Consider the following 15121-nt stretch of genomic DNA (forward strand, 5'->3'; position numbering starts at 1 on the left):
TAGACTACTCCACTTTCAACAGGCATTAGCACCGACCTTCTCAATAGCTACCATGAGCATGATTCATCAATTAGGGGATTTATAAATCGAGACTTTATAATGAGGTGAGAGTTTCTTTATGATGAGCCTGCTATCGTATTTCATACACGACATCGGTCTCGCCGATTCGGGCATACTTTCTTCAGATCCTACTAAGCTCTGTCTGAAAAATCGGCGAGCGATGGCAAGACCGGGGCGCGTAGCTAAGGCAAAAATTGACGAAAAAAGGACCGGGCTGGCGCTCCAGTTTACGAGGTGTAAATGAGCATTTTGATCGGGCTGGCGCACCAGTCAATTTTTAACGCCGTATGGGCGAGCGCAGGCATTTTTCAGACAGAGCGTAGGATCAAGAACCGACAGCATTCATGGAGCTATGATCTGAGTGGCCGGAGCCGATAACGGCAGGCAACCAAGCGGACGCGATCATGACTCTTCGTTTGATATCGAACGAAGAGTTCGATCGTCAGGTTAGAGACATTATGAGTTGGCCTGCGTAATTAATTGGCATGCAAACCAACTCACATCTTCTGGTTGCGAGGCCGACCGGATCGACAATAAAGCGTTGTTGAATTGGCTTACCAAACCTTCCATGCCATTAAATAATCGTTCGCGTTGTTACCGCGAAACCGGCGCCGGCCCCTGAACGCAACGTCATATAGCGTTGACTCGACTACCCTCACATTCAACGCCGGCCAGCGGGTGGCGTTGCAGACGGTCCAGCGATTGCCCATTGCTCTTGAAAAGATGCGCGCAGGAGGGATCGAAGCTGAAGCGGACCCGCTCGTGCACGCGATGCACGATATTCCCGTCCGCGACCAGGATCCACTCTTTACCCAGATGATCGAGATACAGCGAGGTGACACCGCCCAGGCGCTCGGTGAGCACGATGTCTCCTTCCAGGGAGCCGTGGTCGTCCAGCTTGAGGTGTTCAGGCCGTATGCCCAGCGTCAGCGTATCGCCAACGTTGATGTCATCGCCCACCACCGGTATTCGGCAGGCGCCCCCGGGCAGCGCCAGATCGACCCCGGTCGGGCCGACGCCGTGCACTTCGACATCCAGGAAGTTCATCTTCGGCGAGCCGATGAATCCAGCCACGAAGCGGTTGCGTGGATGATGGTAAAGCTCCATCGGCGACCCAATCTGTTCTACCGAGCCGCCCTGCAGTACGACGATCTTATCGGCCATCGTCATGGCCTCGACCTGATCGTGGGTGACATAGATCATTGTCGCGTTGAGCTCATGGTGGAGTCGCGTCAGCTCTATTCGCATCTGTACACGCAGCGCCGCATCGAGATTGGACAGGGGCTCGTCGAACAGGAAAATACTCGGATTGCGCACGATGGCCCGACCGATCGCAACGCGTTGGCGCTGCCCCCCGGATAGCGCACGCGGCTTCCGGTCCAGCAATTCCTCGAGCTGCAGAATGCGCGCGGCGGCCCGGATCTTCTCACGACGCTCCGCTCTGGGCACTTTGGCCAGGCGCAGGCTAAACCCCATATTGTCCTCGACACTCATATGCGGGTAGAGCGCATAACTCTGGAACACCATCGCCAGCCCGCGCTCGGCAGGGCCGATCTCGTTGACCCGCTGGCCGTTGATCTTGATATCGCCGCTGGAGGCACTCTCCAGCCCGGCGATCGTGCGCAGCAGAGTCGACTTGCCGCAACCGGAAGGACCGACGAAGACGACGAACTCGCGGTCCTTGACCTCGAGATCGATGCCCTTGAGGACCCGAGTGCTACCGAAGTCCTTGATGATATTGTCGAGCTGTAGCGTTGCCATAAGCTTACTCACAGTTTGAGGTGGTGGCTTGTTAGAACGGGTCACCAGAGGGTATAGCCGCCATCCACCACGACGATGGAGCCGGTCATGAAGCTCGAGGCGTTGCTGGCCAGGTAGACAATGGTGGGGCCGAGGTCGGCGGGTGTGGCAGCACGCTGCATGGGCGCGTCGTCGATCCAGCGGGGCTTGAAGCGGGGATCGTCGACCGGCGCCATCGCGGTCTTGACGTAGCCGGGGGCCAGCGCGTTGACGCGGATGCCGTAGGGCGCCCACTCGGCGGCCAGCGACTTGGTCAGCTGGTGCACGGCGGCCTTGGAGGCGTTGTAGGCGGGCTGCATCTGCGGGCGGTTGACGATCATCGCCGAGATCGAGCCGATGTTGATGATCACGCCGCCACGCGACTGCATCCGCCCACCGGCGGCCTGGGCGCAGTACCACAGCCCGTGGACATTGATGTCGAAGATCTCGCGCCACTGCTCCGGCGTGACCGCCAGTGCCGGGGCGTGCTGGCAGGCCCCGGCGTTGTTGAGGAAGATATCGACCGGGCCGAGGCGGGCTTCAACCTCATCGAGCAGGGCGTCCGCCGCCTCGGGTTGGGTAATGTCGACCTCCACCGCCATGGCGCGGTGCCCGGCATCCTGCAGGGCCTTGACCACTTCCAGGCTGCGCTCATGCCCACGGGCGGCGATGGCGACCTTGGCTCCGGCCTCGGCCAGCGCGTGCGCAAACGCCTCGCCGAGCCCACCGTTGCCGCCGGTGACCACGGCGACCTTGCCACTCAGGTCAAACTGGGACATCACGTTCATGCGGGTCTCTTCCCTTTCCTGAAGTCTGAATACACCGCCCGGCACATCATTTGACTGCACCTAGGGTCAGCCCCTGAACCATCCAGCGCTTGACCAGCAGCCCGGCGATCGCCATCGGGCAGACCACGACAGTACCGATCGCCAACAGCTTGCCCCAGTCGATGCCGGTCTGGGTCAGCAGTTGAGCCGCGGCGATGGGGATGGTCTGGGTGCTGGGCCCCGAGAAGGTCTGGGCGAAGGCGTAATCGTTCCAGGCGAAGATGAAGCACAGGATGGCGGTGGTCACCAGCCCGGGGGTCATCAGCGGCAGCACCACGTAGCGGAACGCCTGGAACTTGGTGGCACCGTCGATCATCGCCGCCTCTTCCAGGTCGGGTGGCAGGTCGTCGAAGAATGCCGTCATCAGCCAGATGGCGAATGGCAGGTTGAAGCTTAGATAGGCGACGATCAGGCCGGCATAGGTGTCGAGCAGGTAGAGGTAGCGAAACAGCAGGTACATCGGGACGATGACCGCCGCGATCGGCGCCATACGGGTGCTGATGATCCAGAACGCCAGATGCTTCTTGCCTTTGAGTCGAATCCGGGAGAGCCCGAAACCCGCCATGCAGCCGAGCACAACGGCAATCAGCGTCGAGACCCCGGCGATCGACAAGCTGTTCATTAGATAGGGCCAAAGACTATTTCCGCCGCTGAACAGTGAGGCGTAATGCTCCAGGGTGGGGGTGAAGAAGATCCGGGGCGTGTTGGCCGTGATGACGCTGTTCGGCTTGAACGACGACAACACCATCCAGACGATCGGCACCAGCGTCCACAGTAACAGCAGCACCAGCAGGACGGTCTTGACGGTGAAAGGCAGCCAGCGTTTGGGAGCGGTCATGCGGTCTTCTCCTGGCGTTTGAGCATTTTCATGAACGCGTTGGCAACCAGGATCGAGAACACCAGCATGGTGATACCCACGGCGGCCGCGTAGCCCAAGTCGAAGAATCGGAAGGCGATGTCGTAAAGCCTGATGGGGATGATCTTGGTCGAGTCCGCCGGACCGCCGTTGGTGGTGATGAAGATGATCGCGAAGAAGCGAATCGCATCCATGGCACGAATCAGCAACGCCACCAGCAAGATGTTGGAGATCGACGGCAAGATGATGTAGAGCAGCTTCTGGACGTACTTGGCACCATCCATCTCGGCCGCTTCCAGAATATCGCCAGGGACCGAGGCGAGCCCGGCGAGCACGATCAGCGCCACCAGCGGTGCCCACTCCCACACGTCCATCAGGATGACCGCGATCAGGGCAGAGCCGACACTGCCCAGGATATTGCCATCGAACAAGCCACTTTCACTGAGCATCCACGCATACAGGCCATGGCTGGGGTCGAGCATGAAGCGCCCGAGCAGGCCGACGATGACCGGGGCGATGAACATCGGAATCAGCAGCAGCGAAATGACGATATTGCCACCCCTCACCAGACTGAAGACCAGCAGCGCCATCGCCGTGCCGATGATCATTTCCAGGCCCACCGTGGCCAGGAAGTAGACCAGGCTGATCAGCCAGCTGGAGCGGATGTCCGGGTCCGTGAACAACCGCTGCCAGTTATCGAGACCCGAGAACTCGAAGGTCAGCCCGCCCATCAGGCTGACGTCGTTGAAACTCATCCAGATGATCGAGAAGAACGGGATCAGCGTGATTAGCGCGAGCAGGAAAAGCGCCGGCGCCATCATCGCCAGCTCGAACCCCTGTCGTCGCGCCGCGGATTTTGCGGTCAACGGCGCCATGCGTCACGCCCCCACAATGCGGTCGATGCGCTGCTTGGCGCTTTGCATGGTTTCCTCGGGGGACATCTGGCCCGCCAGCATCTTGGAAAGCTCGGTGAAGATCACCGTGTCGACCTCGTTCCACTGGGGAATCTTGGGCCGCAGGCCGATGTAACTCTCTTGCCAGGCGGTCAGCATGGTGTCTGCGGTGAGCATGTTGGGCATGTCGGTGGGCGGGGTGCTCGCGGCCTTGACCTCGGGCATGTCATAGACGGACTGGCGCGTCGGGGTGCCACCGCCAACCGCGCTCTTCAGCCCCATCAACTGGGTCTGCGGTGATGTCGCCCAGACCAGGAACAGCCAGGCCGCCTTCTGCTTCTCGGCCGAGGCGTTGGCATTGATGCCGATACCGGTGCCGCCCCACAGGTTGGCACTCCTTGCCGGGCCCTTGGGCAGCGGAGCATAGCCGACCTTGCCCTTGAGGTCCGAACCTTCCAGCGAGCCGGCGAATTCGTGCCACTCCGGCATCATCGCAAACTCGCCGTTCTGGAAGGCGTTGGCGACGCCGGTCCAGTCCCAACTGGTGCTGCCGGGGTGGGCGACCTTGAGCAGTTTCTGGTAGAAACGCGCCGCTTCCAGCGAGGCATCGCTGGTCAACTGGCAGGTACCGGGCGAGTCGGTACCGAGCAGACCGACCTGCTCGCCGTTGGCGAAGTATTCACCCCCGTAGGCGAACAGCACGTTGGAGAAATCACACATCAAAGAGTCGTACTGCTGGGCCTGATGGCCGATGCCGTACTTGACCTCGCTGGCGTTGCCGTTACTGAACCACTCGGCGATCTGGTAGTAATGCTCCCAGGTCGTGCTGTCCGACGGCATGGGATCGAAGCCGAGATCCTGCTGCATCTGATCGCGGTATTTCTCGAACAGGTCGCGGCGATAGATCCAGATCATCGTCGGGCAGTCATAGGGTAAGGCGTATAGACTTTCCTGGTCCTGAAAGCGGCCGGCGGCGGCCAGCTGCGAGGGAATGAAGTCCTCGATGCCCTTGGGCACGACCGGCTGCTGGTCATCCTTGATGAACGTGTTGAGATCCACCAGGCCGCGATGGTAGGGCGCGAGCACCTGGTAGGGGTCGGCATAGATCACGTCGAACGAACTGCGCCCCGCCCCGAAGTCCAGGGCGACTTTCTGCACCAATGCGCCAAGCTGCATCTCGGTAATGTTGACGGTGATGCCGGTGAGCTCCTGGAACGACGCCAGGTTGGCGGCGATCGCCGTGGTCGGCGGGGTGTTCTCGGAGATGAACTGAATGGTGGTGCCGCTGGCCTGCTTCCAGGCCTCGTCGCTGGCCATGCCCTGGGCGAGAGCCGTACGCAGCGATCCCGCCCCCATCAACGACAGGCCGGCGAGCCCCCCTATTCCTTTCAGTATGTCGCGACGCTTGAACTGGGTCATTGTTGTTCACCTCTTGGTAGGTTCAGGTCCAGGGTGCTTCCTGGGCTGGCGAGGTCAGGCGTCAAGCGTGATCTGCAGCTTGACGTCATTGGGCCGTGCGCTCGCGGCGCGTTCGAACGCGGCGATGCTCTGCTCGAAATCGAAGGTCTCGCTGATCAGCGGCTTGAGATCCACCTTGCCCGAGGCGATGAGCTCGATCGCCCGGTCGTAGACGTTGGCGTAACGGAACACCGTCTCGATGCGCAGCTCCTTGGCCTGAGCCGAGACGATATCGAAGGTGACCTTCTCGATGGGCATTCCGACGAGCACGACCACGCCGGCGGGCCGCACACAGGCCAGCACCTCGTCGTAGACCCGGTGGCTGCCGCTGGCCTCGAATACCACGTCGGCGCCCCAGTCCTCGCCGCAGCGCCGATCGATGACCTCGCGTAGCGACTCCCGCGAGACATTGACGGGAATAATGCCGTCATAGCGGGCCGCAATCGCCAGCTTTTCCTCGACCAGGTCGGAGACCAACACCTCGCTGGCGCCGCCCGCCAACGCCGCCAGAGCCACCATCAGGCCGATCGGCCCGGCGCCGGTCACCACGCAGACGTCCCCTGGCTGCATTCGCGCCTTGATGACCGCCTGCATCCCTATCGCGAAGGGCTCAACCATCGCCCCTTCGGCGAAGGAGACTGAATCGGGGAGTGCGAAAGTGAAGGCTGCCGGATGGATGACCTCGGGCGTCAGACAGCCATGCACGGGTGGCGTGGCCCAGAAGCGCACACCGGGATCGACGTTGTAGACGCCTAGCCTGGCGGCACGCGAGGTGAGATCGGGGATGCCGGGTTCCATGCACACCCGCTCGCCTACCCGCAGGTGGCTGACGTTGCCGCCGACCTCGGTGACCACGCCGGACGCTTCATGGCCGAGCACCATCGGCTCGCGGACCACGAAGGGGCCGATCCGGCCATGGGTGTAGTAGTGCACGTCGCTGCCGCATATCCCGACGGTGTGTATGCGGACGCGAACATCGTCAGGTCCGAGCCTGTACGGCAAATCAATCTCGCGCAGCGACAACTCGCGTTGCTTTTCCAACACCAGAGCTCTGGATTTCATGACGCGTTTCCCGGTAGATATTGACGTGGGGCGAAAGCAGACCGAGGCGCGTCAAAGCTCTCGCTATCCATCTGGCATTGAACCTACGCGTCACGCTGGAAAAGCGGCTAGCGCGTAATTTTCGCGGGAATGATACTTTTTTGCAGGCGTCATGATGACGAGGACTAACGGATTGTTTTTTCGGTTATTTTTGCCATCCCCAGCGGAGCAGAATCACCAAGCCAATAGGCTTGTCAGGACCAAAGTCTAAATCGATACCAAAGTCTATAAGTGCAGCGTATCGCTCTCTATCAAGATAGATATTGCCTATGGCGCAATCGAAAGAGGCACTGACACCCGATGATCGCTGCGAAGCTCGACGATACCCATCTTGGTTCGCCTGTGTTCGAAAGCGTCAGCCAGGATCCAAAATTCAGCTTTTCCTGGCACTGCCATGATTTCCCCGCACCTATCGCGCGCTGGAACTATCACCCGGAATACGAACTGCATCTGATACGTCACTCGCAGGGTCGTTATTTCGTCGGCGATTTCATCGGCCGCTTCGGACCCGGTAACCTCGTACTGGTAGGGCCAAACATACCGCACAACTGGTTCAGCGAACCTGACGAGGCGCAACCGATCGTCAAGGGGCGCGATGTCGTGCTCCAGTTCAAGGGCGAATGGCTGGAGCACATGATGGCGCTCTGCCCGGAGCTCAACTGTCTATCGACATTGATCGAGGATTCGGCACTAGGGCTGGAGTTTGAAGGGGAACAGGCCATCCGTTGCGGCGAGTTGCTGGTCGTGATGGGCGAGCAGGACCATGCCGGCAGACTCCTGACCATGCTCAACATTCTGCGCGGCCTCTCGCAATGCAAGTATCGCATTCTGGCCGATCGGGAGTACGACCGAGAAGCCAAGAGCACCTCCTCCGAGCAGGTCGATGCCGTACTGCGCTATATTCACGATCACTTCCATGAAGAACTGCGCATGTCGACGCTGGCCGAGCGGTACGGCATGACGCCTTCCACCTTTTCGCGTTTTTTCAAACACGCCACCGGCGATACCTTCGTGGCTTTCCTCAGGCGCATTCGCATAAGAGACGCGTGCCGGCTACTGCTAGAGGGTGAACACTCCGTTGCCGATATCTGCTTCCAGGTCGGCTACAACAATCTCTCCAATTTCAATCGCCACTTTCGCGAGCAGAAGGGCATGACGCCACGCCAATACCAACAGCAGACTGCCGATCTGGAACGGCATGTCACGATCTATCCCCTACCGTGAAAACGGGGAAACTCGGTCCATGGAGGGGAAAAGCTCTCCTTGCCGAGGCGTCTTTGAGCTCCCCCGCTCTTGAAGTCGAAATCACTACCCACCCTCGACTATCGGCGTAGAACCATCCCCGTTGTCGCCGTGATCGGCTACCCTTGCGTCCCTGGCTTTGCCGCCGTGAAGCAATATCTTTCGATCTCCAAGGATGGCTCTCTTGTCGACTTCCGCGATGCCCCGCCGGGGCGTTCTGACTCTCGTCGCGCTGCTGCTGGTGGCGCTCAACCTACGCCCGGCGCTGACCAGCGTGTCGCCGGTGCTCGGCAGCATCGCCGAGGCGCTGGCGCTCTCCCCCAGCTGGCAGGGCATCCTGACCACGCTGCCGGTGCTGTTTCTGGGTCTGGCGGCACCGCTGGCGCCGCGGCTGGTGCGGCGCATCGGCCCGGAACGCAGCGTGTTTGCCGCTCTCGTGGTGTTGGCATTGGCGCTCCTCGCGCGGCCCTATGTTGTTACAACGGTCGGCACGGCGGGGCTGTTTCTGGGCACGGCAGTCGCCGGTGGCTGTATCGGGGTCATCGGGGTGTTGCTGCCGGGCATCGTCAAGCGGGACTTCCCCCGTCGCGTCAGCATCATGACCGGCCTTTATACCGTGGCGCTCAATCTCGGCGCTTCCGCTGCCGCGGGCACCACCGAGCCGCTGCGTCAGGCGTTGGGCGGGCTGTGGCAAAACGCTTCCCAGGGGGCTTCAACCGGCCCTTGGCAAGGTGCGCTGGCGTTCTGGCTACTGCCGGCGGTGATCGCTGCCCTGTTCTGGCTGCCGCAGCTCAGGGGCACCAAACCCGTTCGGGTGCCCGTCCGTCGCGGCGCGCGCCTGCGTCACGATCCGCTGGCGTGGCAGGTGTCGCTGTTCATGGGGTTGCAGTCGTCGCTGGCGTACATCGTGTTCGGCTGGCTACCGACGATCCTGCAGGATCGCGGGCTGGCGGCGGTTACCGCGGGGCTGGCGCTGTCGGTGTCGATTCTGCTGCAGGTGATCACGGCGATTCTGGCACCGTGGATCGGCAGCCGCATGCGCGATCAGCGGGCGGTGCTGATCGGGGTGATGACGCTCACCCTGATCGGGCTGCTGGGCTGTCTCTATGCCCCGATCGCAAGCATATGGCTATGGATCGTGGTGCTGGGACTGGGCCAGGGCGGCACCTTCAGCATGGCGTTGACGCTGCTGGCCCTGCGCGCGCCGGATGCCACCACCGCGGCCAGCCTCTCGGCGATGGCCCAGGGCATCGGCTACACCCTGGCGGCGATGGGGCCGCTGCTGGTCGGCGTGCTGCACGACTGGAGCGGCGGCTGGAACGTGGTGGGCCTTCTGGTCAGCGCGATTGCGCTGGGCGCGCTGGTGATGGCGCTGGGTGCGGGGCGGGATCGTCAGGTGGCCTCGACCTCTGGTGTGGACGGCGTGGACTGATTGACCTCAGAACGCCACGTCGACCACCAGCGTGTCGGTATAGGTCGCCGGCGGTGGGGTCGCCTGGTTGGGCAGGATCTCGGCGCGATAGGTGAAGCCTTGCCAGCTCAAGCCGTCGTAGTTGCCGGGCTGGATATCCGCCTGCCCCGAGCCGCGCCGGGCGCTGCCCTGATTCCCCCATCGCGCCTGGGAGCTGACCCCCTGATAGAGCTCATAGCGCAGGTAGTTGCCGCCGGCCTCCAGCCGGCGCTGGCCCCCCGAGGCGTGCATGCCGTCGCTGATGCCGACGGTGTAGTTGGCGCCCTTGGTACAGCGGATCGAAATAGTCTGGGTGACCGGATCGAACCCCTGGATCAGCGGTGCCGAGCCGAAATCGAGATTGGGCGCATTGATCGCACAGTCCGGCGAAACCGTCAGGGAGAGCGAAATAACGCTGGTGCCATTACCGGAATTACGCCCCAGGCAGAGGCTCCCGATACCGATACCTGTGCAGATACTCCAGTTCCACCGCACCGTCAGTGTGTCCGTGTAGGTTCCCGCCGATACGTTGGCTGCCGTACCCGGCTGAGTTCGGAAATACATGGGGATGTCCGCTGCCTGCCCGCTCAATAATCCCAGCAGACCGAGAATGTAGCTGTTGTAGTAGTTATAGGCGGTGCCGAGCGTCAAAGGCGCCTGCCCGGCGGCATCGGCAAAGATCGAATAGCCGATCGTGTCGCCAGCCTCGTTTCTCAATCTCCCACCATTGACGCTGGACAGCGTGGCGTTGACTCGATCACCGCTCACGATCAAGCCCAGCACGCTTCCCGGACAGCGCAGGCCGGCGCTGGGTAGCGCCTGAGTCTGCTGAGTCATGGTGCCCACGCCCAACGAACTGAGACTGCCGAAACTGGCTGTGGGCGTGGGGGCGTTCACCGAGCAAGCCATTCCCATCCGCGAAACGATAAGCCCGACGAGCAGACCGCTCCACAGCAAGAGCATCTTGAAGCGCCGAGCCGATCTCATGGTCGTACCTCCACCGCCGTACGCCAGTTCGACGGGGCAGGGGAACGAGAGGGTCCCGAGACGCTCAGCGTATCCGCCGTGGGAGGGAGAACGTCAGCCGGTTTCGTAGGCTCTTCATTACCGGCGTCCGAAGACACGGAGCTTGCGGTTATCGAGTAGCAGGTCACGGCTCCCGGCTGGTAGAGAACGTCTTTCTCTATCTCGACAGGAATCATCGCCCGACAGCGCCCGTCTTGCGGCAAGCGTGCGACGACCGCGGTCGCTGCGGTCAGGCTTTCGAAATAGGCCATACCGTCCCAACCGACAATGGAAGACCCACCGCCCGGAATGGATATCGGGGTTCCCACCGGCAGCGCCTCGCCGGACCCGTCGACGAGCTTGACGTGGGTCGCCGCATGGCGCTCGAGCGGAAAATTCAGCAGGTAGCCGCTTTGCGATTGCACCGCGACGCTCTGCTCGACGTCGGACGTGGCCATGTTGGGCGGCAGCGACAACGTGTTGATGGCGTATTTTCCCGGATACCAGGCGTTGCCCCAGGGCACCAGCAGATAGCCGTCGTCGTCGGTCGTGCCAACCCGTTGATTCTCGTATCGCACAGGGATGTTGCCGTGACCATCGGTGGAGACCACGACGAAAGCGTCGCGGATCTCGTTGGCGGCGAACAGTCGGCTCTCCATCAGCGCTACCGAGCCGCCGACGCCAGCGAAGTAGTAGGCGCTGTCGTCGAATTCGTAGTAGCCGCCGCGCAGCGTCGCGAGTCGATGGCGATACTGAATTTCCGCCTGACCATCGAGACGGCTGCCTCCGCCCTGATCGTCACCGCGCTCGACGCCGAGATTCCAGCCCCAGCCGCCGTCCAGCGGTGCGGAGCGTGCGTAGCGGGCTTGCTCGCGGACCTCGCCGGTGGCATCGCGATACGTGCCCACCGAGGCCACGCCGCCGGTGCCCGGCAGCGAGAAGGTCAATTGCGCGAGGCCCGCCCAGGATTCGCCGGGCTCGCGGCTCGCCGTCAGTGCCAGCTGCGCCCCGGCGCCCAGCGACCGCTGGTAGGAGAGATTGAGCAGACGCGAGGTATAGTCGTCACCACGAATGTCGAAATAGCCCGCCGCGACGCTACCCCACTCCCCCAGCGAAGCGCTGGCGGTCACTTGACCGCGCTGTTCGGCGCCATCGTGAAAATCGTCCGCCGCCAGCCTGGATAGATCGCTGAACCCGGATTCGCGTTCTTCCCAGCGCGCGCCGACGCTGAAGGTGGAGCCGCGATATTCGTACCCGGCGCTCCAGGCGTTGCCGCTGCGCCGGGCGTCGCTGTGCTGCAGGGCGAGTTCCAGCGTTCCCAGACGCCACAGCCGCAAGGTACTGCCGGCGCCGCCCAGGGCCAGCGACTCGGCGGTTTCGGCATGGGTGCCGAGCGTCAGCCAGTCGAGCACGCCATAGCGATAAGAGGCGTCTGCCGCCGCCTGCCCGTAGCCAAAATTGCGCTGCGCGTAGTCCTCGCGCAGTGCACCGGCGCCGATGCTATAGCTCGAAAGCCCCGGTCGCAGCAATTCGTTGGTGACGTAGAACGGCAGCGTGGTCACCACGCGCTGGCCCGAGGCATCGCGGGTGACGATCGTCGCCTCGCCCGCACCATTGAGCGTGGAGATATCGGCGAAGGTGAACGGGCCGGGGGCGATATCCTGACGGTCGATACGATTGCCATCGATCAGCAGGTCGACCGTCGTCGGCACCTCGGTGCTGCCGGCAAAGGCGGGTAACGGATAGGTGACGAGATCGGGTCGGATCGAGAAGTCTCGCGAGAGCTGCAACCCGCCGAGCCTGACTGCCCGGGTCCAGGCCAGCGGGCGAGTGATCACGTCGCCCACTTCCAGCGTACGCAGAGAATCCTGATCGAAGCTGCGCCAGGTCGTGTCGTAGCGGATGTAGCCGTCGTCGGACTCGCCGGACGGCGTATCCCACAGTTGATAGCGAAATCGACCGGTGCTGCTGAAGGCGCCGCCGATGCCGAAGACGCGCAGCTCGTGCCACAGCGAGGTGCGCGTGCGACCGGTGTCGACGCGGCTGGTATAGAGGTCATAGTTGATCAGCGCGCCCGGCGTGCTGCGCGCCGGCTCCACGCTCGGTGCCGGGCGCCCCGCCAGCATCTGCGGTGGCAGCCAGGCGCCGGGCACATCGAGATAGAGGCGCTGGTTGACGGCGTCGTAACGCAGCTTGGCCCGATCCAGCGCCGCAAGATCGACCTCGCTGGCATCGCCCAGGGCACTCGGTAGCGCCATGCCGCCGAGTGCCTCGCGTTCCACCCAGAAGTGCTCGCCCTGTTTGCGCACGGATACCACCCTCGCCGTCGAGCGTGTGTTGACGATCAGTTCGAGATAGAGACTTTCCGAGGTGTCGGTCTGCGTCGCCAGCGCCGTCGGGGGCGGCGGCAGCCCCTGGTCGGCCAGCGCCGCGGAGGGATCGGTAGCGACGCTCAGCAGCAGCAAACCGAGGCGGGGCGTCGAACACACGCCGGATCGACGCCCGCTCAAGACGCATCATCGGCCTGGTCGACGACCACCGCCGACTGCCCGTTGATGCGTGCGCGAAGCGACTCGATGGGCATGGAGGAAGGCAGCGGCCAGCGTTGGGCGCTGTGGGGCAGGACGTAGCCCAGCAGCCCGTCGGCGAGGGTCATCGAGCGGCCCTCGCCTTCGATAGTGACCTCGGTGAGCCGGGCATGGCGATCGCCACGATTGATCATCTCCAGCATCGCCTGGCCCTGCTGCCGGACGACGCGCCACTCGAGATGCGTATCGGCGGCACCGCCGTCGCCGTGTGACGAGACAGGCGTCAGCCCCTCACCGTAGCTGAACAGCGGTAACGAGTAACGCATCTGCAGATGGATGCCGGCGCGGGTCGGTCCACCGCTTGGCGTATCGCTGCGCTGGGGTATCTCGTCGAGGATCACGCGCCATGCCGCCTCGACGCCAGGCGGTGTCGGCGTCTGACGAATCAATCTGACCAGATGACGCTCGCCGGGGCCGATCTGCATCATCGGCGGACTGCCGATCACGTCCTGCTGCTGGCGATAGCGGTTGCCGCCGTTGGCCTGCTCCCAGCCGAACACGCGTACCTGGATCCAGGTCGGCGACTCTCCCCGGTTCTCGACCCAGAGTGCCGCCGCCGACTCGCCGGGCTCGAACACCGGCTGAACCGGCCAGAGCAGCAGCGTCGCAGCCATCGCCGAGTACGGCATCGCCAGCCATCCAGCCAGCATCGTCATGGTCAACAGCACTGCCGTCGCAAGGGATGCGCCACGGGATGTCGCCTGCGTCCGTGCACGCGAGTCGCGCTGTCGTGTTCTAATCATTGCTACCACTCCAGCGTCACCGTCAATCGATCCGTATAGCTTCCCGCCGCCGCGTTCCCCGGCAGTGCCAGGCGCCCGTAGATCGGCAGCGCTACCGTCGTCGCCCCCTCGGCGAGGTCGAAAGAGACCGGTTCGTCGATACCGATCGGCTGCTGCAGGCCGGCATCGGCAAACAGTGTGTAGGTCAGCGACGCGCCGCCACCGGTGCGGGCAAGCTGGCGCGTGCCGCCAGACGCATGCAGGCCACCGTCGACGCGCAGGGTCAGCGCGATACCTGGTGTGCAGTCGAGCACGACACCGCCGGTCTGGACGAAGGTTGCCACCTGGACCGCCTCGGAGAGCGCCGACGCCGTGCCAAAATCCAGCTGGCCCAATTCGCCGACGTTGCCAACACTCTGTCCGGTACCGTTGACCAGACATCCCTCGGTGATCGTGGCGGAGACCTGAAAACTGCTTTGCGGCAGTGACTGCGCCATCGCCGTGCCAAGGCTCAACCACACCGACACCGCCCCGATCAGGGCGGTTCTCATCAGAACGTCAGCACGACGTTCAAGGTGTCGGCGTAGTCACCCGCGGTCAGGCCCTCCTGGCCGAAGGCGCGGCCATAAAGCTCCAGGGTCTGCGGGTTGATGCCATCGGGTTCACCGGCCAAGGTGGTCGGCGTATTGAGACCCAGCTCGTTGGTACGAGCGGCGTCGGTATAGAGCGAGTAAGGGATGAAGCTGGTGCCGTTGGTCATCGCGTGGGTGCCCGCGGCACCGCCGGCCCCATCATTGGCGCCACCAGTAATGGCGACGGCGGGCTCGGTGCCCGGAGAGCAGAGGACTTCAATCGCCCCGCCGCCGCTTTCCACTTCGCTGTCAGCCTGGTCGAACAGCGTGGTCTGAGTGCCGAAGTCCAGTGCACCGAAGTCCAGTCCTTCGGTATCCGTTGAGCCGTTGATGCTGCAGGCCTCGGTCAACGTCATCGTCACGTCGATGGTGCCCGTCACTTCTTGCGCCTGAACTTGTAGCGACGTGAGGCCAACCAGCGCTACGGTCGCCGACGCCATCTGGACCCGATTTCTAGTGAGCATGGTATGACTCCTCCCTGCGGGATAATTGCTCGACACCCTAATCT

At 62.9% G+C, this 15121-nt stretch carries 13 protein-coding genes; 2 read left to right on the forward strand and 11 right to left on the reverse strand.

Going from position 1 to position 15121, the window contains the following annotated elements; genetic code table 11:
• Positions 1–690: 690 nt before the first annotated feature.
• The 6 genes from BTW07_RS06785 to BTW07_RS06810 are packed head-to-tail and all read right to left on the reverse strand — an operon-like array spanning position 691 to position 6935.
• Entirely contained in the window at positions 691–1821 is a 1131-nt protein-coding gene (locus BTW07_RS06785; RefSeq protein WP_075569413.1) for an ABC transporter ATP-binding protein, read from the reverse strand.
• A 41-nt stretch (positions 1822–1862) separates the two neighbouring features.
• Positions 1863–2627, reverse strand: coding sequence for an SDR family oxidoreductase (locus tag BTW07_RS06790; RefSeq protein ID WP_075569414.1), 765 nt, complete (start codon positions 2625–2627; stop codon positions 1863–1865).
• 46 nt (positions 2628–2673) lie between these two features.
• Complete coding sequence (locus tag BTW07_RS06795) at positions 2674–3504, reverse strand: carbohydrate ABC transporter permease (RefSeq protein WP_075569415.1); 831 nt, start codon at positions 3502–3504, stop codon at positions 2674–2676.
• Positions 3501–4397: a carbohydrate ABC transporter permease gene (locus BTW07_RS06800; RefSeq protein WP_244158321.1), complete on the reverse strand. Its 897-nt coding sequence runs from the start codon at positions 4395–4397 to the stop codon at positions 3501–3503. The genes BTW07_RS06795 and BTW07_RS06800 overlap by 4 nt, the downstream gene beginning before the upstream one ends.
• Positions 4398–4400: 3 nt before the next feature.
• The gene (locus BTW07_RS06805; protein WP_075569416.1) at positions 4401–5834 is read right to left on the reverse strand and encodes an ABC transporter substrate-binding protein; all 1434 of its coding nucleotides are present in this window, start codon (positions 5832–5834) and stop codon (positions 4401–4403) included.
• A 54-nt stretch (positions 5835–5888) separates the two neighbouring features.
• A complete protein-coding gene (locus tag BTW07_RS06810; protein ID WP_075569417.1) occupies positions 5889–6935 on the reverse strand; it encodes an NAD(P)-dependent alcohol dehydrogenase in 1047 nt (348 codons plus the stop codon).
• A 339-nt stretch (positions 6936–7274) separates the two neighbouring features.
• Between BTW07_RS06810 and BTW07_RS06815 the strand changes: the two genes are divergently transcribed.
• Together BTW07_RS06815 and BTW07_RS06820 are read left to right on the forward strand one after the other, a co-directional pair.
• Positions 7275–8198, forward strand: coding sequence for a helix-turn-helix domain-containing protein (locus tag BTW07_RS06815; RefSeq protein WP_075569418.1), 924 nt, complete (start codon positions 7275–7277; stop codon positions 8196–8198).
• A 193-nt stretch (positions 8199–8391) separates the two neighbouring features.
• Entirely contained in the window at positions 8392–9648 is a 1257-nt protein-coding gene (locus BTW07_RS06820; RefSeq protein ID WP_075569419.1) for a CynX/NimT family MFS transporter, read from the forward strand.
• 6 nt (positions 9649–9654) lie between these two features.
• Here the strand turns inward: BTW07_RS06820 and BTW07_RS06825 are convergent, their stop codons facing one another.
• The 5 genes from BTW07_RS06825 to BTW07_RS06845 are packed head-to-tail and all read right to left on the reverse strand — an operon-like array spanning position 9655 to position 15077.
• Positions 9655–10653: a Csu type fimbrial protein gene (locus tag BTW07_RS06825; protein ID WP_075569420.1), complete on the reverse strand. Its 999-nt coding sequence runs from the start codon at positions 10651–10653 to the stop codon at positions 9655–9657.
• A complete protein-coding gene (locus tag BTW07_RS06830; protein ID WP_075569421.1) occupies positions 10650–13160 on the reverse strand; it encodes a fimbria/pilus outer membrane usher protein in 2511 nt (836 codons plus the stop codon). The genes BTW07_RS06825 and BTW07_RS06830 overlap by 4 nt, the downstream gene beginning before the upstream one ends.
• A gap of 17 nt (positions 13161–13177) precedes the next feature.
• Positions 13178–14002 (reverse strand): fimbrial biogenesis chaperone, encoded by an 825-nt coding sequence (locus BTW07_RS06835; protein ID WP_075569422.1) that lies wholly within the window; start codon positions 14000–14002, stop codon positions 13178–13180.
• Between the two features lie 2 nt (positions 14003–14004).
• Positions 14005–14532: a Csu type fimbrial protein gene (locus tag BTW07_RS06840; RefSeq protein WP_075569423.1), complete on the reverse strand. Its 528-nt coding sequence runs from the start codon at positions 14530–14532 to the stop codon at positions 14005–14007.
• Positions 14532–15077 (reverse strand): Csu type fimbrial protein, encoded by a 546-nt coding sequence (locus BTW07_RS06845; RefSeq protein WP_075569424.1) that lies wholly within the window; start codon positions 15075–15077, stop codon positions 14532–14534. The genes BTW07_RS06840 and BTW07_RS06845 overlap by 1 nt, the downstream gene beginning before the upstream one ends.
• Between the last annotated feature and the right edge of the window lie 44 nt (positions 15078–15121).

It is taken from the genome of Salinicola socius, from assembly GCF_001937195.1.
Classification (GTDB): domain Bacteria; phylum Pseudomonadota; class Gammaproteobacteria; order Pseudomonadales; family Halomonadaceae; genus Salinicola; species Salinicola socius.